This window comes from Pseudocitrobacter corydidari, from assembly GCF_021172065.1.
Lineage (GTDB): Bacteria > Pseudomonadota > Gammaproteobacteria > Enterobacterales > Enterobacteriaceae > Pseudocitrobacter > Pseudocitrobacter corydidari.
Window position 1 is genome coordinate 1 of record NZ_CP087880.1, and the last position, 21,963, is coordinate 21,963.

Consider the following 21,963-nt stretch of genomic DNA (forward strand, 5'->3'; position numbering starts at 1 on the left):
GCAGGAAGAGACAGGGCGCAAGAGAGGTAAGGAGAGGAGATGGGATTTTTTTTTCGAGCGGAAGACGGAAAACGGGGGCAAGTACGGTCTCGTGGGCTCGGGGATGTGTATGAGAGACAGCAGGATGATCAATCCTGGGCGGGCGGGATGGGGCACGGATTTGGCGATTTCGGCTCGTTGGGCGCGGATGTCACGTGGGCCAATACACGCACGCCTTCTGGTAAGCGCTATTCTGGTCACTCTGTCCGCGTGCAGTACCAGAAAGATGTGAATCTGACCGGTACAACTTTTAACCTTGCCAGCTATCGCTACTCATCCAGCGGGTTTTATGATTTCAGCGAAGCCAATGCGCTGGAGAGTGAAAACGGCCTGGTGGACAACAAGCGCAGTCGCGAAGAGATTTCGATTTCGCAGCCCCTTGGCGGCAGCACCAGCCTGACCGCATCCGCCTATTCGCAGCGATACTGGCGCACCGGGCGTCACGATGAGACGGTGCATTTCGGCTTTTACAACACCTGGCAGGGCGTTTCGTGGGGCGTGGGTTACTACTACACCAAATCTTCCGAACAGAATAAATCTGACCGTTCATTGTCATTTAACGTCACCATCCCGCTCGGCCAGTGGCTGCCGAACAGCTCGGTGAGCTATAACACCACATCCGATAATAACGGCTATACCTCGCAGCAGGTTTCGTTGTATGGCTCGGTGCCGGAAAATCAAAATCTTTACTACACCGTCCAGCAGGGCTACGGCAATAACGGCCAGGGCGCGAACAGCAGCGTTGCGCTTGATTATCGTGGCGGTTACGGCAGCACTCAGCTTGGTTATCGCCACGATAAGCAGAGTAACCAGCTGACCTGGGGCGCATCGGGCTCGATTGTTGCCCATCCTCACGGGATCACGTTTGGGCAGAGTACGGGCGATAGCTTTGCGATTGTTCGCGCGCCGGGAGCCTCGGACGTGGCCATCCAGAATGGCACGAACGTGCATACGGACTGGCGCGGCTATGCGGTGGTGCCGACCTTAACGGCGTATCGCAAAAACTACATTACCCTCGACACCGAGTCGCTAAAAGATGATACCGACGTCGATCTTCAGGGCCAGACGGTGATCCCCGGTGGTGGTGCGGTAGTGATGGCAAATTATCAAACGCACATCGGTAACCGCGTTCTGTTTACCCTCCATGATAACCACGGGCCACTGCCTTTTGGTGCCAGCGCGCAGGTACGCAAAACCAGCGATGACGACGTGACGCCTGCCAGCGGTATTGTCGCCGATCAGGGCCAGGTGTATCTGAGCGGCGTACCCGAAGAGGGTACGCTGGAGGCGCAATGGGAAACCGATAACATCTCGCACCACTGCACGCTGCATTTCCATATTTCCAGTAACCCACAGCAAAATCCGGTGAAAACAGTCACTGGCCTTTGCTTATAAGAGAGAGCGATATGCGACATCGTGACGGCGCGCTGTTTTTCTTTTTCCTGCTGATTGCGGGTTTTTATAGCCACGCTTCGCATGCGGAAACCTGCATGGCGAGCGTCGGGCAGATGACGCTGAATACCCAGAACCTGACCTACCTTCCTACTCTGCCCGTGAATACGCAAATGGCGAACCAGATAGCGGATAACGGCAATGGGATCCACTTTACCTGTGACTTGCAGGCACCGCTGGCGAACTGGAAACGCATTGTTTATCAACAAAAAGACACGACGGGTGCCGGGACGGTGATTAACGGTCATCACGTGTTTGCCTCAAAGCTGGATGGCGTGAGCTACTCGGCAGGATTTCAGTGCAACGGTGGGCCGATTCGCTATATCGGCGATAGCACGGCTCCGGCGGGCGGTGAGTCGGTGACGGTATGTGACAGTGATGAACTGCCGGACCTGCTCAGTGAACGCGAACCCATCGTCAAAATGTATATCACTTTCTATAAAACCGGTGAGGTGACGATGAGCGGCGGCAACCACACCAACGTGGAATCGCAGCCGCATTTTGGGGAACTCTATATTGAGGATCGTACCGACAGCGCGACCAGCGTGAAAAGCAACCCGGTGTCGATTGATCTGGCGGCGCTTAACGTCGATATCGGCGCCAGTGGCAGCTGTCAGGTCAGCACCTCCAGCATTCAGGTGAACCTGGGGTCCGTTAACCGCGCCGAATTTAAGGGCAAAGGGCTGACGGCAGGCTCTGCCCGTTCGTTTGATATTCCGGTTTATTGCACGGCGCCGAGCGATGTCAGAGTGGGCTTTTTCGGTATTCTTGCCGCCAGCGATTCCCCGGATACGCTGGCGCTGACCAAAAGCGGCGATACGGCAACGGGCGTTGGCGTTAAGCTAACGTATGGCAACAATGATGCTTCTGCGCCTTCAGCGGGTACGTCGGTAAAAATTAATGAAGCGACAAATTTACCCGTTCTGAAGCATGTGACGGCGGCCAGTGCGGGTAATGCGGAGAATGTGAATTTTTCGGCGCAGTATGTTCAGACGGAAGGCAGCGTAACGGCAGGGGAAGCGAACAGTATTGTGACGTTTGCGCTGGTGTATAACTGAGTTATCAGCCTGCCCTGTGCCGGATGCGGCGTGAACGCCTTATCCGGCCTACAAATACTGCAATAAACCTTTAGGCCGGATAAGCGAAGCGCATCCGGCATGAGCACCAAAGCAAAAAGGCCGCTTCGCGGCCTTTTTATCACTCTGAGAAATTACTCAGTCACTTTATTTTTCAGCGACTCAGCACCTTCTTTGGTTTTATTCCAACCTTTCTCGGTACCTTCTTTGGTAGCGTTCCAGCCTTTTTCAGTACCTTCTTTGGTTTTATTCCAGGCTTTCTGCGAGCCTTCGCTCACTTTGCTCCCGGTGCTGTCTGCTTTACCTTCAGCAGCATGTTGTGATTTCAGCTTCAGCTCTTCGCCTTCATGCTGCGACTGATGCAGCTTTTCTTTGGCGGTATTCGCATTCTCATGCGCCGCGGCAACGGTATCGTCCGTTGCGTGGGTGGTTGCGGCAAAAACAGGAGAAGCCAGCAGCAGGGCAGATAATGCGATCATTGTTTTTTTCATAATATCCTCATCTATCGTTATGGCTGTATGAGCTGTATTCAGCATGGCAGAGCGAACCGGGAGATGCATTAGGAAAATACTGTATTTGGATCAGGATGTTCTGCATTGAGTGATTTTAGCAGTGAAAGATCGCTGCTAAATCATTGCACAGAGACTCTTCATCTGGCTGTGTTTTTCCGCCGTTATTGAGGAGGATACAACGCAAGCCAGTCGGCCAGTTCATCAATGAAAATACGCGTGATGGCAGGCATCCCTTTGCGCGCCGGATAGAGCGCCAGAAGATCTCTTGGCGGTGTGCTCCAGTCAGGAAACAATGGCTGAAGATTGCCTGCTTCAAGCTCTTTCTGACAGGCGAAGGCGGGCATCAGCGCCACGCCATTCCCGCCCAGAACCGCTTTCAGTAATACGCGCAAATTGTTGCTTTGCAGGCGTGGCTTAGGTTCAAATTCAAACGTCTCCTGCCCGCAAACCAGATGCCAGCGCGGGATGCTGTTCCCATTGAGACGAACTAACGCTGGTATCTGAGCGAGGCCACGCACGGTTTCCGGCAGGGCGTTCTGCGCAAGCCACGCCGGGCTGGTCACCAGAATATCGCGCTGCGTTTGCAATTTTCGCGCATGAAACGTGGAATCGTTAAGCGCGGTGGTAGTAACCACTAAAGAAATATCAATACCTTCAGCAATCATATCCACGGGGCGATTGACGGCCAGCAACTGCACGTTCGCCAGCGGCCAGCGCAGAATAAAATCACTGACAAACTCCCCAAGCCAGCTCTCTGCAACAAACACCGGTGCGCTGATTCTGAGCAAACCTTGCGGCTGTTCTTGCTCCGCCATAACCGCCGCCTGAGCCTGTTTTCCCAGGTTCACCAGCGTTCGGCACTCTGCGGCAAATTGTTCCCCGGCAGGCGTGAGCGATAGCCGCCGCGTTGTGCGTTGAATCAACCGCACGCCAAGACGCTCCTCCAGCGCAGACATCCGGCGGCTAAGCATTGACTTAGAAATCCCGGCTCGTACCGCGGCCTGGGTATAGCTGCCTTCTTCCGCGATAAGTGAGAAGTAGTAGAAATCATTCCAGTCGATCATGATTGTTCTTCTTATACAACAGTGATGTTCATTATTGTCTATTTAATCATCATTAATGCAACGGTTAACATTAACGTATTCCCGTTAATGAGATAAAAATGATGAAAGTTCTGCATATCGACAGTAGCCCGATGCTGAGATCCTCAAGCTCGCGCAAACTGAGCCAGGCCCTTACCGACGCGATTTGTCTGCGTTATCCGGACGCGACCGTAACCCATCGCGATCTTGGGCGTAATCCACCGCCTCATCTGCGTGAAGAGACGTTCCTGACGCTGACCGGAAAAATCGACGCGCCAGACGATCGCACGCGTAAAGAAGTGAGCGATATCCATGACGCGATTCGTGAGCTGAATGAATGTGATGTGCTGGTGATTGGCGCGCCGATGATCAACCACAGCGTGTCATCGGCCCTGAAAACCTGGATCGATCAGGTTTGCCAGGCGCGGCTGACGTTTCGGTTTACGCCGGAAGGGGCGCAGGGGTTAGTAAAGGATAAACCGACGTTTATTGTCTCGACGCGCGGTGGCGTGTATTCCTCAGAGGAGCATCGGGTGATGGATCATCAGGAAAGTTATTTGATCTCTACTTTAAAATTGATGGGTATCGAGGACGTACATGTTCTTCCTGCCGAGGGCGTCGATAAAACCCATCCCGGACGTGAGCAGGCGGAAAACAGCGCGCTGGCGCAGATCCCGGATTTGCTGAGTTATGCTTTTACGGAGCATGACGTCGCAGTGAATTAAGCCCTGGCGGGGAAGGAATCCCCGCCTTTAATACCTATTGCTTATTTTGCATTTTCAGTCACATAGCGCGTACCGAAGTTTGTCCAGCGCGGCAGGATGGCGTAGATAACCGCCATCCCCAGGCAGGAGAGATTAAACAGAACAAATGGCGCGTAATCGAGCGTCGCGACGCCGAGCGTTTTGGCCATAAACATGCCGGAGATGGTCCAGGGGAACAGGCCTTCCAGCAAGGTAGCCCCGGACTCCATCGCGCGAGACATATTCACCATGTGAAGCTTTTTCTCGCGAAAGCACGGGTCATACATGCTTTTGACAAGGAAAAAGCTAATCACCGCGTTCCCGGTACAGGCGACCAGCAGCGAGCTGGTGAACATCGTCGCCAGAATGGTGCGCGTGATGGTATTGAGCTTTTTCACCAGGCTTCTCAGAATCACCGCCAGCGCGCCGGAAACATCTAACGCCGACGCGAAAATAAACGCGCACAGCATCACGATAATCGGCCCGACCATCGAATACATCCCGCCACGATTAAGCAGCACGTTGATATTCTTCGCCGTGGCCTCATCCATCGCCAGCCCCTGCAACCCCGGTAGCATTTCCGACCTGAAACCGTTAATTGCCGCGCCCACGATATCCCCCATATGGACTGACTGACAGATGACCGCCAGCACAATGCCGGAGAATGCAGATGCGATCAGAACGATCACTGAATCCCACTTTTTGATCGCCCCGACAAACACCAACAACGCTGGCGCAAGTAGTATCGGGTTTAGCCAGAACAGCGACGACAGCGAGGTTTTCATCAAACCGATGGCGGCCATTTGCGCGTCGGACCCGCTATTAAGATGATTGCCCAGCAGATAAAAGCCAATGCAGGCAATAACAAACGCAGGCAGAGAGGTATAGAGCATATTGCGGATGCTCTGATAGAGATCCGCACCCGCGGCAATGGCCGCCATATTAGTGGTATCGGAGAGCGGTGAAAGTTTGTCGCCAAAATAGGCGCCAGAAATCACCGCCCCGGCGGTAATCGCGAGAGATACATCCATCGCCGATGCCACCGCCATTAACGCAACGCCGATGGTGCCCGCCGTGCCCCATGACGTACCGGTAAAAGTCGAGATACAGACGGTGACCAGAAACGCGGTCAGGTAGAGATACGCCGGGTTTATCACTGCCAGGCCATAATAAACCATCTGCGGAATGGTCCCGGAAACCATCCAGCAGCCAATCAACATCCCAATAGACAGCAGCAGTAAAATCGCGGGCACCGCATCTTTGATTTTGCCGATGAACACGCCCATTACCGCGTTCCAGCTCCCGCCGTAGTAGCGGGCGTAGAAGCTGGTGACCAGCGTAATGCAGATAAGCGTGAACTCGACCGGATAATTCAGCAGGCCAATCCCAACGGCGAAGATGATGAAAATCACCGCCAGCAGCGAGAGTGCTGAGGCAAACGAAGGCTCTTGTTGTGCAGTCATTGCATCATCCTCTCATTCCGGCGATAGCCGTAAAGGCCGCATCAAGATCGGCAATCAGTAACGACGGGCTTTCTTGACCGATTGAAAGGCGAATCAGTCCCGGCGCAATATTGTCTGCCGCCAGCGAGGGCTCGTTGTAGCCCCGGTTGGGAGAGATAATCAGGCTTTCATAACCGCCCCAGCTGCACCCCACTTTGAACAGGCGACAGCTATCGATAAAGCGCTTCACCGCCGCAAAATGCCCGTCACGGATTTCAAAAGAGAACAACCCGGAAAAGCCCATCATCTGTTTGCGGATAATGGTTTGCTGTGCATCGTCCGCCATACAGGGATGACGGATGTTCTCGACATCAGGGCGGGTTTTCAGGTAGTCGATAACCTGCATCACATTTTCCTGATGCGCGCGCATGCGTACGGGCAATGTGCGAAGGCCGCGCAGCAGCAGCCAGGCGGCGAACGGCGACAATACGGCCCCAAGCAGTTGATGGGAGAAGTCGCGGATTTCCGCCATCCGCGCCTGTGAGGTGATAACCGCACCCGCGATAAGGTCGCTGTGGCCGCCGAGATATTTGGTGCAGGAATGAATGACAATATCGAAGCCCAGAGTCAGCGGTTTCTGGAACAACGGCGTCGCCCAGGTATTATCAATCACCGTGGTAATGTTATGCGCTTTCGCAAGCTCAGCAATCGCCGATAAATCAACGATGTTCATCGTCATGGTGCCGGGCGATTCCGTATAGATAACCCGCGTAGTGGGGCGGATTTTGGCGCGGATGCTCTCTGTGGTGCCATCAAGCACAACGTCATAATGAATACCAAACTTCCGCGTCATCTGTTTGATTAACGCCATCGCCGGGCCATAAACGTTATTGACCAGAATGATGTGATCGCCACTGTTGAGGTTTGCCATCAACACCGCGCTGATTGCCCCCATCCCTGAAGCAAAACAGCGGCAAGCCTCACCGCGCTCAAGCTTCGCCAGCTTTTGTTCAACCATCTGTACCGTGGGGTTTAGCCCGCGAGAGTAGATAAAGCGTTCCGCCTCATGCTGCATATCATCACAATAAGCCTGATAGTTTTTCTGCACGAACAGGCTGGTCTGGATGATGGGCGCGCTGACGGCACCAAAATAGCGTTCGTGATCTTCATCCTGCCCGGAGCAGGCGATGTGATCCTCTTTGGCATAACGATCCGCGTCGGTAAAAAAATGACTGATTTCCATTTTAACGTTCCTTATTGAGGTACAGGGGAGCCCACAACGCGCGCGGAAGCCCGCGCGAGCCGAAAGACTCACTTTGGTTTTAGTGATAAATCGAGTAATTACGCCGCTATGGGCGGGCGCGACGAAGGTGCGGCGGCCCGGTTATGAGCAAACGCAGGGGAGAGAACGTGAAGGTACAAGCGACGGGCGCGTGGCCTGGCTTGTACGGTAACGAATGTGGATCAGTGGGCATAAACAACTCTCCATGTCGGGTGTTGCGTTAATGCGTTCTGTCACTCACGGCGCAGGGCGAGGCCCTGGAGTTACGGTTTTGGTTTCAGGGGCAGCTTTTCCCTGGGTAAGCGCGTATCGCGACAGTTCTGGTAACGAGCAGGCCAGATGGCTGACGGATGGATATGTAATGCGTTAGCAATCAGCCATTCGCCTTTCGGCCAGGGGCGACTCAGGGCGTTTGCCAGGGTGGCTGAGGATAGCCCCGCCTCGCGTGAGACACGCGCCATAGAGGTACCGCGCTTTCGTAAGGCGGCGATGATGTCGGCGGGGTGCCAGTTTTTTGGGGGCATACGCACTACCTTCTGTAGATTATGAGTCACATTATTATGATGCTAACACTTTCTCTATGTGACTCATAGTCCGTGGTCTGATAAACGACATAAAGTCATGCTGGCATGATGAAAAACATGTCCAGCATTCAGTCGCGTTTTGGCGCGCATCTTAAAAAATTACGGCTTGAAGCCGGTTTGTCTCAGGAAGCCTTTGCGGATAAATGCGGCCTGGATCGCACCTATGTCAGTGGTATTGAACGAGGTGTCCGGAATCCTACTCTTGAAGTCATACACGTTTTAGCCAAAGGTTTGGGTAAAGAGATGAAAGGGCTTTTTGATTTTGACGGCGACGCATAAAAACAGCGTGTTACTTTTCCTTTCATAAGCAGATTAGCAAAGTGAAACTCAATCAAATTTGTTATGGCCTACTGGCCGTATCATTCGTTGCCAGCTTCTGGTTTTTACATCCCGTTTGGGCGTGGTTTTTGATGGTCAACGTTTTGACCTTTTTCATCTATGGCGCGGATAAATTTGCTGCACGACGAAGCTGGCAGCGAGTACCGGAAAGGACATTGCTGGCATTTGGCCTTGTTGGTGGATGGCCCGGCGGGTTAGCCGCTCAGCAGTTGTTCAGACATAAAACGCAGAAACAGCCATTTGGACGGTGGTTTGTGGGGAGCGTGGTGGTGAATGTAGCGGTGCTGGTGGGTGTGGTTTATGGGATGGGGAATTGGTGGGGGTAGGGCGGGGTGGTGCCAGGAGCAGACATTACTTATTTATGACGGTCAAAATCGTAATGCTAACTATTGGGGACTATAAGTTGTCAATCGACAGTATTGTGCTTATTTTTTAACTTAAAAGTTAAATTTTGGATGTTGTTATATGGATATTAATGAATTTCCAGCTGGAGTCATCGAACATCTTGGCTGGTATGTATACCGACTAATTGACCCGAGGGATGGCAGTACGTTCTACATAGGGAAAGGGAAAGGTAATCGTGTCTTTGCTCATATGCGTGGTGAGGTTGCGGCAGTGGATGATGATGAGTTACTGAGTAACAAACTCAAGCAACTTCGAGAGATTAGATTAGCTGGCCTTGAGGTTATCCATGTTATCCATCGGCACGGTATGGCTGAAGAAAAGACCGCTTACGAGGTTGAAGCTGCGCTCATAGACGCCTATCCCGGTTTAACTAACATTATGAACGGTGCTGGCAGTAATGAGTTCGGTGCTGCACACATCAAAGAGTTAATCGCTACGTACCAACCTGAAACAATTACGTTCCAACATAAGGCCTTAATGATATCGGTTAACAGGAGTTCAAAGGATATTGACCTCTATGATGCAGTACGGTTTAGCTGGCGTGTCAGCGTTGAGCGTGCTCGTAAGGCTGAGGTCATACTGGCGACAGTAAGAGGCATCGTGAGGGGCGTATATATTGCTGATGAGTGGCTTAAGTCTACTCGTGAGAATTTCCCAGAGATAGCTTCATGGGATGCTGATGATGAGTTTGAAGCTACTCAAAGTTCTCGCTTTGGGTTCCGGGGTAGGACTGCATCTCCTGAGATTACGCAGCTTTATTTAGGTAAGAAGATCCCTGATGACCTCAGAAAGAAAGGTGCTATGTCTCCTGTGAGATATTCTCCCGGGTTTTGATTCCGGTTTAGAACTGGATTTTAGATTGCAGCCAATTTTCGCGCATGACGAGAGAGTTCGTCATAGCTGGCTCCTTTGTGCCAGGAGCGGACGTAACAAGTATGATATTGGATGATGGTGCGAGGGTTGGTAGTCTGAAGCACGGCATACGGCAATCGACCTAAAATGATGCCGTATTCAAGGAATTCTGGTATATGAGGCCTGTAAAATTGTTAACAGGATGCATACTTGTATGCAGCGCAAGTTACCTTTAAGTTGGTTCAATTGAATAAACTATGTTTTCCCATGCTTGCATCATCGCTAGGTGAACATAAAATGTTCTGGAGATTAACGTTTAGGTTTATAGGAGCTTATGAGAGTAGAATTCACAGAAAGAACAAAGAATGTACTTGCTGGGAGAGCAGGATATCAATGTAGCCATCCTCAATGTTCAATAATAACTATTGGCCCAGGTGAAAAAGAGGATGAGACATCCAGCATCGGTGAGGCATCACATATTTATAGTGCAGCTAAAAATGGCCCCAGAGGGCAAGGTGGACTAACAGAAGAACAGTTAAAAAGCCCTGAGAATGGAATTTGGCTATGTAAGGTACACGCAAGGTTAGTTGATACAAATAATGGAGCAGGATTTACCGCATCACAACTAATTAGTTGGAAAAAATATCATGAGGAATTCATTAAACATCACCAGGGAAGGATCGTCAATAAATTACATTGGATATCAAAACTATCAATAGTTGATAGTCCTTTATTTCAAGATTCAATAAGCATCGACTTTGCAAAGATAACAATTATTGAGAGTGATAGTAATGGCGCAGGGAAAACAGCAATATGCGAGTGGTTATCAAGTGTCAGTGCAATAAATAGACTTGAGCGCTGGGTTAATTGTAAAAAGCTCAATATTGAAATTTATTTGCACACGCCAGAGCCACACTTAATTGAAGTGAGTGTAAATAGCGGAAGGATTTCCTATAAAGTTGATTATCTTGACATTACCTCAAGTCCTTTTCCTTTTACATGCTATTTTTTTGATTTTAATTACTCAAAGAAAAAATATAATAAAACATCTAACTTTTTTGCTGAGTTCATAAATATATCCCCAGTGCTACTTGGGAGTCTTTTTGATTATGTATGCAGAAACAAAAAAGGCATACTTAAATCAATCAGATTTGCTACTCAGGAAGAGCTGGAACAGGATGATGATAGTGAAGATGAAAAAGAGCGAGATATTCATGATATCTATTGCATGATACAAGGTAATGATTTTTATTTGCCTTTCGAACGTTTATCTGGAAGTGAAAAAACTAGAGTGCTATTGGATGTTATAATCGCATCATTAAATGAGCGTTCCAAATACACACCGACACTACTTTTTATAGAAATGAATGAAACCTTTTTATCAAAGGAATCTTTTAAACCATACATTGAAAGATTGAATTCCATTGAGACTTCATTTCAAACCATCGTAACAACTCATTCGAACATATTAAATGAGTGTTCCGTAGGTTTTCCACGTTATGAATTGATAAAAGGTATCAACACATCAACCTTGAGGAAAATATAAAATAATCATTATGTGATAAATTTTTAAAATGCCATTGTTTGTCAGGTCGAACTGCGTAAATGGATATAGTATTCATTCAATAAACTGAATAAACCGTTGTCAACGTCCGCTCCTCGCTCACAGGGGACACCCTAATCACCTCACCTGATCCTATGGAGAGAGAAAATGTCAGTATCCCCTGGTGCATTTACTTATTTAAAAATGACTCAACTGCTTTGGAGAACTCTTCTGGCTGATCGAGCATGACGAAGTGAAAACTGTTGTCGATCCGCGTGAAATGAATATCAGGTGCAGAGGCATAGGCCTGACGGTACATTGTATCCACACTGGCTGCAGGTATCCCGAACAGGGGGTCATACGCGTAAACGATCTCAATCGGCGCTTTAATACGGCCAAGCTCGGGACGCAAATCGGTAATCATCAACTCATACACCGCATCCGCAACAGTTTTGCTATCGGAATGAATAGCCGCATCCACCAGAGCAGGCCTCACCGCCTCGGTCTTCGCTAAACGGGCTATAGAGTTATTCTGGGACTCTGCGATTTGCTCAGGCGACTGGCTTAGTAGCCAGTCCCGCATGGAAGTGGCATGCCGGGCCGCTGTTTCGCTGGTCGCCGCCGGGTCAAACATTAACGAATAGAATGGCAAAGCATCGACGATTAACAGGCGACCGACCTGATGGGGATAACGGGCTCCCAGCATCAGTGCCATCTCACCTCCGAGGGAATGGCCAATGATCACCGGTGTTTTGAGGTGCCGGGACTGGATGTATTCAGCGATAGCGTCAACTGCCGGTGCGATGATCGCTCCCTCCCGGTTAGCAATGGCAGGGGTACTCGCAAAGCCTGCAAGTTCTACAAGATGAACGCGGTGCCGCATATGTAAACCTGACACTAAATCAGCCCAGACTTCGCGAGACGACGCCAGCCCCGGAATCAATATAACATCCGTTCCCGAACCGTGCGTCTGCACAGAGATACGCTGCGAGTCTGAAAGTTCTGAAGCGATGGACGGGGGCTGGTCTGCGGACGCGGGGACGAAGACGGACATAAGTAAAAGTATTCCTCCATATAGGGCGCGGATATTTGCGATATGCATTAGTTATCCCTGTTTAAGCTAAGCGGTATGATATTAACAGGCTCCGCGCCCGGCCGCGAGTCACCAGTGCATTTGCTCAACAGGCACTTACTGATATTAAAGCCCGTTTTTCAGTCACAGCGGACCTTCAGCCAGCAAACTCGCCCGCTCTGTGCCAGGAGCGGACGTTGGATGCTGAGTTGTGGGAGCATTGATGCTTGAATCAAACTGATGATCACGACGTTTCTGAGAAATTCTGTGACCTTTTTAAACCTGTCTGCTAAGGATTTCTGTAAATTCTCTGCGCTTCCTTGTTGCCCATTCAGGTTTGATGGAGAGCATTAAACTATATTGTTTACGAAAATAAACATACCTGAATTCCATTTCAGGTGAGCTATTCATGGCTGCATACTCTGTAGCCAGACCAGCCACACCACACTCAACAAACCAATAAAGAATCTCATCATCACTAAGGGTCACTTTACGAGCTATTTCGGCACCTCTTTCATTGACAATGAAATGATATTCTTTGCCATGAATTTCCAGGTATGGAGTCGCCATACCGTCAGGTATATCAGGGATGGTGAAGTAATAATTGGGTCTTATTCCACCTCCAATTCCTTCACCGATTTTGACAAGTTCTGCACGTAACTCTTCGATATTTTTCATGATTTATGATTTATGATTTATGATTTATGATTTATGATTTATGATTTATGAGGGTTAACCATTCGTTCCAGACCGCATTTCGCTCACAGCAGACATTCAGTTGCATTCGTTCGTTCGCTCCGTGCCAGGAGCGGACATTTAAAAAAAACGCGACCAGGTGCTTAGTTCGCAGTTTCAAAGGTCTTTTTTATTGAGCCATACGTTCATGAGTTGGGCCAATTCATACGGTTTCTCCAGAGGAATAAGATGCCCACAGCCGTCAATATAAACAGCACAGGTGCCGGTTAGCTTGGCCAGTTCTTCTGCCTCCTCTTTTGAACGCAGCCGGTCATGTTCAGCTGCAATGACATAGGTCGGGCATGAAACTGGTTTTAACGTTATTCGCTCACGGTTTAGCCCTGACTGGACACTGAATGCATGTGCTCCCAGCCTTTTTCCCATGTCACGGATTTTATCAATAAGGGGCGTATTATCGGCAAGATCAGCGTGAAGCGACTTTCTAATTGCCATGGTGCTCAGTCCACTGAATGCTCTGGAGGAATGAGTAACCGCAGTCGCTATGCGTGTTTTTTTCTGCTCTGGTGAATCTTCTCTGAGAGAGGTAGCAATGAGAATCATAGCCGCTGTCCGTTCCGGAAAAGCTTCATAAATAGCTCTGGCTACGTAGCCACCCAACGAAAAACCTGCCAGAACAAAACGCTCAGGTAGTTTCTGGGCTATGTTGGCGGCAATATCCTGGATTGTTGTTCCCCCATTCAGGCTCACAGGAATAAAGCGTCTACTATCGGGAAATGCAGCGATAAAATCGTCCCATAATGTTTCATCAAGCATAAATCCTGGAATGAGTACAACAGGGAGGTTCTCTAGGTTATCCGGCAAGCTCATTTCTTGACTGCGGCTCCATTGCTATGGTTTCAGAATTGATAAACATAGCCTATTGCGGAGCATGAATACATTGCCACCTCGTTGAAGTCCGCTTCTCGCTCAAAGCTGTCCTATCATCTTCCCAAGCCACCCGCCCCTATTCAACAGCGGTCATCGCAAACATATGCTACCTTGTAGCCAAACAGTTCTACCCAACCTTCAGCCCAAGAAAAATCATCCCCGCAACCTTCACGGAGAGCCCGAACATCAACTTCACCATCACCCCCGCACACCCCGAGCACTTTGCCACTCTTCGCGCCATTGAGCTGGCCGCCTTTGAAACACTACGCCACGCAGGGGCTATGACCGGTCCCGCCAGCGCCAGCAGCATTGAAGAACTCAGGGACTTCAGCCGTAACGGGTTATTGCTTGCGGCATATACACCAGACCCCGATCCCGTCGGATTCATAGCAGGACAAATCGCTGATGAATGGCTGCACGTCGCAGAAATGGATGTACATCCAAATTGGCAGCGCCGTGGGATCGGCAAACAACTAATGCAGGCAATTCTCTGTAACGGGAAAAAACGCGGCCTGACAGGTGCCACGCTAACCACCGATAAAATGGCCGCATTCAATGCCAGGTTTTACGCTACGTTAGGTTTTGAGATGGTGGAAGGGGAAGCGCGGCCGCCGCATTTGGCGGCGATAAGCAAGGATGAAATCGCGCGAGGGCTCGATCCAGCGCGCCGGGTAGCGATGAGGCTTATCTTTTAGGTTTCTGATTTATAGAGCTACCCATAAACAAAACCCAACAAAAAAGCCCGCAAGAATTACGCCTTGCGGGCTTTCGACTTCTGCGGTCGACTCTGGAATCGCCGCTAAAGATTTTGGTGGGGCTGGCGTCCCTGTAATTAGCCATTCATTCCATTGATTTTTAATGTTATTTATACTTTAAATTTTATGTGTGGTTCTAAAAAGGAACCATAAATCGTAATGGTATGGGTTATCACGATTAGCGGATTGGAGAATTGTATCAAAAGGAAACAAATTCTTCAGTTCAACTCCCTGCTAGTAGCTGAACTGCGCAAGCAGGATCTGCTTTTCACCGATTAGTGAATGCGGTAGTTTTTCAGCGAAACTGAATTCTATCCGTAGGGCAGTACCAGCATAGGTGGAGAATGGATTTTGAACAACTGGTCACCAGAGCACACAAAAGACATCAAGAGTTGGTTTAAGATTGATACATATCGCAAATTTGAAGACCTCTCATTGCTCCAGTTTTACCATGAGATATGGGCTCGTAACTTGTTCTTTAAGGAGTATCGGGAAGAGTTTGAGAGCAGAACTCTTATGGGTTACTTCTCAAAAATTTTCAGTGGCAATCCTTTTTTAATTGAAGAAGGGCAACTGGGATACATGACTCCTGCCAATAAACTTTTTCAGCCTCCCCATTTTTTTCTAACAACTCTTGATCGCCTTGCTGAAACGAGCATCATTGCTATGCAACGCGGAGGTTTTGTTTGGGATGGTGATGACAATTATTCAATAAACAGAGATCTTCGGGAAGAATCACTTTCAGATATTATGCCAGATCAGTTTTCACGAACAGTCATGTTCGAGATTGATTTGGCAAGTGGCACAGACGAAGAGATTGCAGAGTCGCTTAAAGCTGCATTACCGCAGTGGCGTAAAATCAAAGGTATCGAACCAGATCCTTTAGAATCAGTTCGCTTTGGGTATGGAACTATCAAGAAACTCATCAGTTATCGTGTGATACCTATGCTGGATATCCTGGTGTGGGCAGCCGTTAAAAAAATCCGTGTCTCTGACGACAGGTTATCCAGACTGCTATATACAGACGATGACGAAGAAAGCGAAATGAGGCAGTCTAGCCAAATCAAAGATACCGACAGGCCTTTGGCTCTTAAATCCTGCACAACTGACTTTATCCGACAATTCCATTACTTCATGAACAAAAATAGCCATTTGAAGCAAATGAAAGTCTCTGATGTAATGAAACTATCTGATTAGAATTACATTTATAACTATTTGTTTTAATTGTTAAAATTAACTAAAGGCATCATTGTGAATGGTGCTTTTTTTTGCGATTTTTACTTTAAACCGGGCATTTTGACACTTGCTATAAAACGGGGGAATTTCAGCTACTCTCAAGTTCCCCTTTTCTGTACGGCACCAACTTCGAGAAAACCATCCTGCATAGCTACGAAGAACCTCCGCTTCAGGAGCTTCGCTCTTTTCTTTTCCCAACTGTTCGTATAGTGACTTCACCGCAACGACAAGGGATAACGAAATGAAAAATCAAGCAACCCGCCTAATACGATTACCAGAAGTTCTCGAACGAACTGGCTACGGAAAAGCCTGGATATATCGTCTGATCAACGATGGTAAGTTTCCTGCTCCTGTCAAAATTGGAAGTCGTGCAGTAGCTTTCGTTGAAAGTGAGATTGATACCTGGATTCAGTCTGTTATCGAAACAAGTCGAAATAATGTTGCTTAATTGAACTTAGGAGTGATTTTATGAATATCGAAGAATTTGTAAGCGAAGAAAACCATATGTGCAATTTATGCGGAGATCTTTTTTACAAGATCTTTGACCAAGAAGTGATTTATGACTTACCTAATAACGAGTTTAATAAAGAAATCATTTACTGGCTCAGTCAGTACCTTGTAGGAAATCTGAGAGAACCTTTAGACTCGATCTCTGAGCTTGATGCTTGCAAACAGATATATGTTTACGAGACCTGGTTATCTCTAATTAAATGTCCTGATGAATTGAAACTCCTAGCGAAGCGGATAATTTTATATCTAATGGATTAAGAGCTTTTTATGAAAATGTAAAGTTTGGCTGCATAATTTATCTTAAAACTTTACAGAATAACTTACATTATTTTGGTTGCCGTTTATTAGCAAGGCAGTGAGATAGTTTTCGAAGTATTAGGTGTACATAATAATAACTAGATCTACCAGATGATAATTTGACAAGAATAATCGTCTATCTCACTGTTTTAATTTAAATAAATATCTTAATCGGTCCAAATAAATTTGTAAATCTACGAAATGCTTATTATTAATATATTGGAATTATACTTTTTGTAAAGTTTAGGAGGAAAATATGTGCAGTATTTGTGTGGATTCTTTTATGTTCGAAAATGGTGAGAGATATTGTCATGTTGTAAATAAAGATACTGGTGAGCCATTGTATTATCCAAACTTGTATATAACAACACAAGTCAGGAATCGTTCAGAGTCTATATCAACAATGAAGGTTATCGCTGGGAGCATTTCATTGTTATATCGATTCTTTATGAGAAAAAATATCAATATTGATGAAAGAATCCAGAATAAGCTGTTTCTCGCTCCTCATGAAATTGAGGATTTGATTGAATTCACTTCATTAAATTTCCGAGATGGAGGGGATGGTAATTTTATGGTTTCAAATGTCAAAAAACCAACTAAGTATTTTCGCATTACAACAGTCGCTAACTATCTTGAATGGTTGTGCAAAATACTTCTTTCACATGCAGGTCAGAAAAATACTCTCAAGGAAGTAATGGCTTTCATTAATAACATAAAAAGAAAGAAACCAAGGAATAATGATAAATATAATATGGAAATCGAAAAAAGCTTAGACAAAGCACAATTAGATTCTTTATTCAGCATACTTTCGCCAGGGAGTGACTTGAACCCGTTTACGGAAAAAGTGCAACAAAGAAACAATCTAATATTCCTTCTATTACATTGCTTTGGTTTGAGAGCAGGTGAACTTTTGAATCTGCGTATTGGCGATATGGATTTTGCAGAATCAACAATCGCAATAAGAAGGAGAGCAAATGATAAAACAGATCCACGAGTTTATCAGCCATTAGTGAAGACGTGTGAGAGAAAATTAATTGCTGACAGAAAACTTATATATGAAATTTCAGATTATATTTTGAATGATCGTAGGAAAGTTAAAAATGCTAATAAGCATGATTTTCTGTTTATTACCTATAAGGAAGGGAAGACCCAAGGGCAACCTCTGTCATTTTCCTCATACCATAAGATAGTGAGTGTTGTTCGTCAATCATCCTCACTTCTAAGTGGATTAACAGGTCATAAATTACGACACACATGGAATTATGAGTTCTCAAAAACAATAGACAATGCCCAAGATATATCCGATGAAAAAGAACAGCAAATCCGTTCTTATCTCATGGGATGGCGACCTGGTTCAGATACTTCAATAATTTATAATCGCAGGCATATTTTTGAGCTATCGAAAAAAACTGCACTTGAACAACAAGAGCAACTATTCAAAGGAGGATTTGATGAATAATTTAATTAAATATAACTCTGATAAAACGTCTTTGCATGAACATAAAATCGTCAGTTCGATTGAAAATAACGGAATCAATCTTACAAACTTAATATATGCTATGAACGAAAATTTGGTTTGTGGATTTGTATATACAGTACAATATTATTTTAATAGCAACAGCTATTTGTATGTGAAAAATATTGTTAGAAATATGGAGAGTCTTATCCGTAAACTATCTCCTACTCATATTGATGATAAGGTTCTAATTGAATATCAAAATAAGAAATTATCAAAAGCCCCGGCATCATTTCGCGTTTTACGACCATTTTTGATTAAATGGTTTGAGTTAGGATATCCAGGAATAGATGAAAGTGCGGTAGAGCTGTTAAAGCATTTGGACCTAAAGATAAAAAAATCTGGTCAGTCTGTGCTTCAAGATGATCCAACAGAGGGACCACTAACTAAAGAAGAACATACTTCTTTGATTAAGGCTATGAATCATGCATATAGAAAAGGTGAACTGTCACTGCCACATTATGCAATATCACTATTGATCAGCCTTACAGGTAGAAGACCTCAGCAGTTAGTTATGTTGAAATATAAAGACCTTATTCAAAAGAACTTAGATAATGGCAAAGTAGAATATGTAATTTCAGTGCCACGAGTTAAACAACGGGGTAAAGAACTACGATATCGAGAACTTGCAATAATATCAGAGGTTGCATCAATTGTTCAATTGCAAGCTAATCAATCAGTGAAACTTGTTGAGCAAGCTCTTGGAAAAACTCTTGATGATTATTCTAAACGAGAAGTTCCTATTTTCTTAAATGAGGAAAAACTCTCAGATTTATCCATAACAGGTTCAATTCTTCTGGAATATAATAAATTATATGCGAAGCCTACAATTGCTAATGTAGCATTGAAAAGTATTGTTAATAATGAGGGTGTAATATCCAACCATACCGATTCGATACTAAATGTTACTCCTCGTAGGCTTCGTTATACAATAGCAACTATGCTGGCTAAAGATGGGCATAATGTTAATACTATAGCTGAATTATTGGATCATTCCTCTACTTCAAGTGCGGGGATTTATATTAAAAATCATGCTGACAGTGTTGAAAGGATTGATTCCGCTGTTTCAGAACAATTGTCATTTGTCGCTGATATTTTTATGAACGGAATCAAATCGAAAAAGAGTTGTCATTTCAAATTTTTTTCTTCAAGTAGATGCCAGAGTCAGAATTCAGGATTCCCTTGCAATCAATGTATGTTTTTTATTCCGATTGATCGCAGTGAGGTGAATCAACTATGAATAATATTATTTTGTTCAAATCAAAAAAACATATTCTTGTAGAAGAAAACTATAATGAGTTTATAAAATTTTGTCGCTATCAACTGCCCGGACTAACCCAAACTCAGGATTGGGAGCAGTATGCCTGGAAAGGATATGTAACATTTAGAAAAATAGGGGTTGGAAATAAAGTCTTTGATTCCATTGATGCAATGCACGAAGATTATATCAATTTTGTGAAAGCATATATCAGATATCAACACTCATTGAAACCATTGAAAAATTATGGGGTTATTATGATGGCCTTGCGATGTCTCGAACAGGCCCTTTTGCAGGTTCAGAACACTGGTCTCATTTATAATGTTACAGCCGTTGTTTTCGATGAGGCAATGCAGATCGGGAGTAAATATTTTGAAGGTAACGTTTTAGCTAAATGTGGAATACAGCTTGAAAAAATATCAAAGTTTCTATGTGAACATAATCTTGTGAAGTCAGGATATATCTCATGGAAAAATCATGTAAAACAGAAAGTCAAAAACAATTATCTTCCTGAGATTGAGGATTATCACCGAAGCGATAAGTTACCAGATGAAGAGGCATTACTCGCTATTGCTGATATTTTTTCACAAAATGATGAGTTACTGAGTCCAAGGGATAAGTTCACCAGTTCAGTATTTGCACTTCTACTTTGTTGTCCGAGCAGAATCTCTGAAATTTTAGCCTTACCTGCTGATTGTGAGATTACACAAATAGATGGCAAGGGTATCGAAAGATATGGGTTGAGATTTTATTCGGTAAAAGGGTATGGTCCTAATATCAAATGGATTCCACGGGTTATGATACCAGTTGCAAAGAAAGCGATTAGAAGATTACTTTCCTTATCACAACATGCAAGAGCACTTGCTCACTGGTGCGAAAAGTACCCGGATAAATTTTACCGACATGAGCTTTGCCCAACAGTTGATGAAAAAGCTAAATTGACCGTTGTACAAGTTTGCCATGCACTGGGATATCATTTATTTGATCATAAATCATGTGTTTTAAAAATTAAAAGAACGAGTTTGGATGGTGGGAAAAGCTTCTTAAACCACAATGATTACAACTATTCATTGAGTGATTTGTGGGAAATTATTAGTTCTAATTTTAGCAGAGACTTTCCATGGTATGATAAAGAAAAATCCATAAAATTTAGTAATGCTTTATGCTTGCTCAATACTGATCAATTTTCTTTATCAAGAATGACTTCAATTTTCACATTTTATAAGCCTACTAAAAGTTTCTTTTTCAGTGATATACAAAGTAAAAAAAGCTATGAGATGAATTATAAAAATATATTTTCCCGATATGGGTATTATGATGATGAAGGTAAACCACTACTTATTCGCTCACACCAGCCACGGCACCTTTTAAACACAATAGCCCATTATGGTGAAATGTCTGAACTAGATATAGCTAAATGGTCTGGTCGTATCAATGCGAATCAGAACAGAGTTTATAACCATGTGTCAGAAGAAGATATGTTAGATAAAATCAAAGCTATTAAATTGAATAGGAGTAATTACTGTCAAAGGGAGTCAATACCCACAAATGAATTGACAATTGATTTTGATAACCTTAATCAAGGTGCAATACACTTAACTGAATTTGGTTACTGTGTACATAACTATTTAATCAAGCCTTGTGCAAAAATTAATCAGGTTATTGAGTGTGATAATGAAACACTGGGCATTAATTCAGTAGATAGAATTAGACTGCAATCTGTCCGAGAGAAAGTAATGCAATTAAAGAGAATAACTCAGATCGCTTATGAAAATGGTGATTATGGTGCAGACAAATGGTTGCAACACCATGAAAAAAATTTGGAAAGAATTAATAAGCTTTTGAATAATTAAAACAGGAGATACTTATGGCAAAACATTTGAACAGGAGTGAGATAAAGGCAATTAAACACATTATACTGACTTGGGACGGTAAAATCACATGGAGTGATTTATGTGAATCAGTTTATAAGAATCTAAACAGAACTATCACAAGGCAATCTTTAAGTGCTCATGATGAAGTTGTTGAAGCGTATAGAACAAAGAAAAGTTTGTCCAATTTGAAAAAATCTGGTCTAAAGAAACCAGCTAACTTAACTATTGCGGCACAACAAATAATAAACCTTAAAGCCGAAAACGAAATGTTGAAAAAACAGAACAATAGATACAAAGAGCAATTTAGCTATTGGCAGTATAATGCTTATAGACACGGTCTTACTATGGAACAGTTGAATAGGCCATTTAATAAAAAATAATATTTGATAGGTTACACCTATTGACAAGTTTAATAAATGCGATAAATATAAAGATATGGTCAGGAAGACTATTTAACTAATGCAAGGATGC

Annotated in this window: 22 protein-coding genes and 1 pseudogene; 15 read left to right on the forward strand and 8 right to left on the reverse strand. The window is 45.1% G+C overall.

The window, feature by feature from the left end; genetic code table 11:
• Positions 1–120: 120 nt before the first annotated feature.
• Together G163CM_RS00005 and G163CM_RS00010 are read left to right on the forward strand one after the other, a co-directional pair.
• Positions 121–1,434, forward strand: a pseudogene (locus tag G163CM_RS00005) (fimbria/pilus outer membrane usher protein); the annotation flags it as partial.
• A gap of 11 nt (positions 1,435–1,445) precedes the next feature.
• The gene (locus G163CM_RS00010) at positions 1,446–2,549 is read left to right on the forward strand and encodes a fimbrial protein (RefSeq protein WP_420851320.1); all 1,104 of its coding nucleotides are present in this window, start codon (positions 1,446–1,448) and stop codon (positions 2,547–2,549) included.
• Positions 2,550–2,701: 152 nt separating this feature from the next.
• Here G163CM_RS00010 and G163CM_RS00015 read toward each other — a convergent pair whose 3' ends face one another.
• Together G163CM_RS00015 and G163CM_RS00020 are read right to left on the reverse strand one after the other, a co-directional pair.
• Positions 2,702–3,058, reverse strand: coding sequence for a hypothetical protein (locus tag G163CM_RS00015; protein WP_015963332.1), 357 nt, complete (start codon positions 3,056–3,058; stop codon positions 2,702–2,704).
• A 182-nt stretch (positions 3,059–3,240) separates the two neighbouring features.
• Positions 3,241–4,143: a LysR family transcriptional regulator gene (locus tag G163CM_RS00020; RefSeq protein WP_231826451.1), complete on the reverse strand. Its 903-nt coding sequence runs from the start codon at positions 4,141–4,143 to the stop codon at positions 3,241–3,243.
• A 98-nt stretch (positions 4,144–4,241) separates the two neighbouring features.
• On the opposite strand from G163CM_RS00020, the gene G163CM_RS00025 reads away from it, so the two are divergent.
• Positions 4,242–4,886: an FMN-dependent NADH-azoreductase gene (locus G163CM_RS00025; RefSeq protein ID WP_231826452.1), complete on the forward strand. Its 645-nt coding sequence runs from the start codon at positions 4,242–4,244 to the stop codon at positions 4,884–4,886.
• A gap of 41 nt (positions 4,887–4,927) precedes the next feature.
• On the opposite strand, the gene nhaC is transcribed toward G163CM_RS00025, so the two are convergent.
• The 3 genes from nhaC to G163CM_RS00040 all read right to left on the reverse strand — a co-directional run bounded on the left by nhaC (position 4,928) and on the right by G163CM_RS00040 (position 8,152).
• Positions 4,928–6,367, reverse strand: a complete 1,440-nt coding sequence (nhaC, locus tag G163CM_RS00030; RefSeq protein WP_231826453.1) for a Na+/H+ antiporter NhaC — start codon at positions 6,365–6,367, stop codon at positions 4,928–4,930.
• A gap of 4 nt (positions 6,368–6,371) precedes the next feature.
• A complete protein-coding gene (locus G163CM_RS00035) occupies positions 6,372–7,589 on the reverse strand; it encodes a trans-sulfuration enzyme family protein (protein ID WP_231826454.1) in 1,218 nt (405 codons plus the stop codon).
• 302 nt (positions 7,590–7,891) lie between these two features.
• Complete coding sequence (locus tag G163CM_RS00040) at positions 7,892–8,152, reverse strand: helix-turn-helix domain-containing protein (protein WP_231826455.1); 261 nt, start codon at positions 8,150–8,152, stop codon at positions 7,892–7,894.
• Positions 8,153–8,260: 108 nt separating this feature from the next.
• Here G163CM_RS00040 and G163CM_RS00045 point away from each other — a divergent pair, with 108 nt between their 5' ends.
• From G163CM_RS00045 to G163CM_RS00060, 4 genes are all read left to right on the forward strand, one after another.
• Complete coding sequence (locus tag G163CM_RS00045) at positions 8,261–8,491, forward strand: helix-turn-helix domain-containing protein (RefSeq protein WP_231828420.1); 231 nt, start codon at positions 8,261–8,263, stop codon at positions 8,489–8,491.
• 41 nt (positions 8,492–8,532) lie between these two features.
• The gene (locus G163CM_RS00050) at positions 8,533–8,877 is read left to right on the forward strand and encodes a DUF1294 domain-containing protein (RefSeq protein WP_231826456.1); all 345 of its coding nucleotides are present in this window, start codon (positions 8,533–8,535) and stop codon (positions 8,875–8,877) included.
• A gap of 139 nt (positions 8,878–9,016) precedes the next feature.
• On the forward strand, positions 9,017–9,790 hold the full coding sequence (locus tag G163CM_RS00055; protein WP_231826457.1) for an LEM-3-like GIY-YIG domain-containing protein: 774 nt from the start codon (positions 9,017–9,019) through the stop codon (positions 9,788–9,790).
• Positions 9,791–10,142: 352 nt separating this feature from the next.
• On the forward strand, positions 10,143–11,354 hold the full coding sequence (locus G163CM_RS00060; protein ID WP_231826458.1) for a hypothetical protein: 1,212 nt from the start codon (positions 10,143–10,145) through the stop codon (positions 11,352–11,354).
• A gap of 187 nt (positions 11,355–11,541) precedes the next feature.
• On the opposite strand, the gene G163CM_RS00065 is transcribed toward G163CM_RS00060, so the two are convergent.
• From G163CM_RS00065 to G163CM_RS00075, 3 genes are all read right to left on the reverse strand, one after another.
• The gene (locus tag G163CM_RS00065; RefSeq protein ID WP_231826459.1) at positions 11,542–12,453 is read right to left on the reverse strand and encodes an alpha/beta fold hydrolase; all 912 of its coding nucleotides are present in this window, start codon (positions 12,451–12,453) and stop codon (positions 11,542–11,544) included.
• 246 nt (positions 12,454–12,699) lie between these two features.
• A complete protein-coding gene (locus G163CM_RS00070; protein WP_108477021.1) occupies positions 12,700–13,101 on the reverse strand; it encodes an Imm63 family immunity protein in 402 nt (133 codons plus the stop codon).
• Positions 13,102–13,275: 174 nt separating this feature from the next.
• The gene (locus G163CM_RS00075; protein ID WP_231826460.1) at positions 13,276–13,986 is read right to left on the reverse strand and encodes an alpha/beta fold hydrolase; all 711 of its coding nucleotides are present in this window, start codon (positions 13,984–13,986) and stop codon (positions 13,276–13,278) included.
• 341 nt (positions 13,987–14,327) lie between these two features.
• Here G163CM_RS00075 and G163CM_RS00080 point away from each other — a divergent pair, with 341 nt between their 5' ends.
• From G163CM_RS00080 to G163CM_RS00115, 8 genes are all read left to right on the forward strand, one after another.
• Positions 14,328–14,741: a GNAT family N-acetyltransferase gene (locus G163CM_RS00080; protein ID WP_231826461.1), complete on the forward strand. Its 414-nt coding sequence runs from the start codon at positions 14,328–14,330 to the stop codon at positions 14,739–14,741.
• Positions 14,742–15,152: 411 nt separating this feature from the next.
• Positions 15,153–15,998 carry a DUF6387 family protein gene (locus tag G163CM_RS00085; protein ID WP_001067212.1) on the forward strand — a complete coding sequence of 282 codons (846 nt, stop codon included), beginning with the start codon at positions 15,153–15,155 and terminating at the stop codon, positions 15,996–15,998.
• Between the two features lie 280 nt (positions 15,999–16,278).
• Positions 16,279–16,485, forward strand: a complete 207-nt coding sequence (locus G163CM_RS00090; protein ID WP_000795663.1) for a helix-turn-helix transcriptional regulator — start codon at positions 16,279–16,281, stop codon at positions 16,483–16,485.
• A gap of 20 nt (positions 16,486–16,505) precedes the next feature.
• Positions 16,506–16,805 (forward strand): hypothetical protein, encoded by a 300-nt coding sequence (locus G163CM_RS00095; RefSeq protein ID WP_048241967.1) that lies wholly within the window; start codon positions 16,506–16,508, stop codon positions 16,803–16,805.
• Positions 16,806–17,100: 295 nt separating this feature from the next.
• Complete coding sequence (locus tag G163CM_RS00100; protein WP_231826462.1) at positions 17,101–18,303, forward strand: tyrosine-type recombinase/integrase; 1,203 nt, start codon at positions 17,101–17,103, stop codon at positions 18,301–18,303.
• Positions 18,296–19,600: a tyrosine-type recombinase/integrase gene (locus G163CM_RS00105; protein ID WP_048241963.1), complete on the forward strand. Its 1,305-nt coding sequence runs from the start codon at positions 18,296–18,298 to the stop codon at positions 19,598–19,600. The genes G163CM_RS00100 and G163CM_RS00105 overlap by 8 nt, the downstream gene beginning before the upstream one ends.
• On the forward strand, positions 19,597–21,471 hold the full coding sequence (locus tag G163CM_RS00110; protein WP_032619190.1) for a DNA-binding protein: 1,875 nt from the start codon (positions 19,597–19,599) through the stop codon (positions 21,469–21,471). Before G163CM_RS00105 ends, G163CM_RS00110 begins: the two co-directional genes overlap by 4 nt.
• A gap of 14 nt (positions 21,472–21,485) precedes the next feature.
• Entirely contained in the window at positions 21,486–21,872 is a 387-nt protein-coding gene (locus tag G163CM_RS00115; RefSeq protein ID WP_001625709.1) for a hypothetical protein, read from the forward strand.
• Positions 21,873–21,963: the final 91 nt, after the last annotated feature.

Bases quoted from the DNA above. Each gene is read 5' to 3' on its own strand.
- G163CM_RS00010 (WP_420851320.1), top strand. From the start codon at position 1,446: ATGCGACATCGTGACGGCGCGCTGTTTTTCTTTTTCCTGCTGATTGCG.
- G163CM_RS00015 (WP_015963332.1), bottom strand. From the start codon at position 3,058: ATGAAAAAAACAATGATCGCATTATCTGCCCTGCTGCTGGCTTCTCCT.
- G163CM_RS00020 (WP_231826451.1), bottom strand. From the start codon at position 4,143: ATGATCGACTGGAATGATTTCTACTACTTCTCACTTATCGCGGAAGAA.
- G163CM_RS00025 (WP_231826452.1), top strand. From the start codon at position 4,242: ATGATGAAAGTTCTGCATATCGACAGTAGCCCGATGCTGAGATCCTCA.
- nhaC (WP_231826453.1), bottom strand. From the start codon at position 6,367: ATGACTGCACAACAAGAGCCTTCGTTTGCCTCAGCACTCTCGCTGCTG.
- G163CM_RS00035 (WP_231826454.1), bottom strand. From the start codon at position 7,589: ATGGAAATCAGTCATTTTTTTACCGACGCGGATCGTTATGCCAAAGAG.
- G163CM_RS00040 (WP_231826455.1), bottom strand. From the start codon at position 8,152: ATGCCCCCAAAAAACTGGCACCCCGCCGACATCATCGCCGCCTTACGA.
- G163CM_RS00045 (WP_231828420.1), top strand. From the start codon at position 8,261: ATGAAAAACATGTCCAGCATTCAGTCGCGTTTTGGCGCGCATCTTAAA.
- G163CM_RS00055 (WP_231826457.1), top strand. From the start codon at position 9,017: ATGGATATTAATGAATTTCCAGCTGGAGTCATCGAACATCTTGGCTGG.
- G163CM_RS00060 (WP_231826458.1), top strand. From the start codon at position 10,143: ATGAGAGTAGAATTCACAGAAAGAACAAAGAATGTACTTGCTGGGAGA.
- G163CM_RS00065 (WP_231826459.1), bottom strand. From the start codon at position 12,453: ATGCATATCGCAAATATCCGCGCCCTATATGGAGGAATACTTTTACTT.
- G163CM_RS00070 (WP_108477021.1), bottom strand. From the start codon at position 13,101: ATGAAAAATATCGAAGAGTTACGTGCAGAACTTGTCAAAATCGGTGAA.
- G163CM_RS00075 (WP_231826460.1), bottom strand. From the start codon at position 13,986: ATGAGCTTGCCGGATAACCTAGAGAACCTCCCTGTTGTACTCATTCCA.
- G163CM_RS00080 (WP_231826461.1), top strand. From the start codon at position 14,328: ATGACCGGTCCCGCCAGCGCCAGCAGCATTGAAGAACTCAGGGACTTC.
- G163CM_RS00090 (WP_000795663.1), top strand. From the start codon at position 16,279: ATGAAAAATCAAGCAACCCGCCTAATACGATTACCAGAAGTTCTCGAA.
- G163CM_RS00095 (WP_048241967.1), top strand. From the start codon at position 16,506: ATGAATATCGAAGAATTTGTAAGCGAAGAAAACCATATGTGCAATTTA.
- G163CM_RS00100 (WP_231826462.1), top strand. From the start codon at position 17,101: ATGTGCAGTATTTGTGTGGATTCTTTTATGTTCGAAAATGGTGAGAGA.
- G163CM_RS00105 (WP_048241963.1), top strand. From the start codon at position 18,296: ATGAATAATTTAATTAAATATAACTCTGATAAAACGTCTTTGCATGAA.
- G163CM_RS00110 (WP_032619190.1), top strand. From the start codon at position 19,597: ATGAATAATATTATTTTGTTCAAATCAAAAAAACATATTCTTGTAGAA.
- G163CM_RS00115 (WP_001625709.1), top strand. From the start codon at position 21,486: ATGGCAAAACATTTGAACAGGAGTGAGATAAAGGCAATTAAACACATT.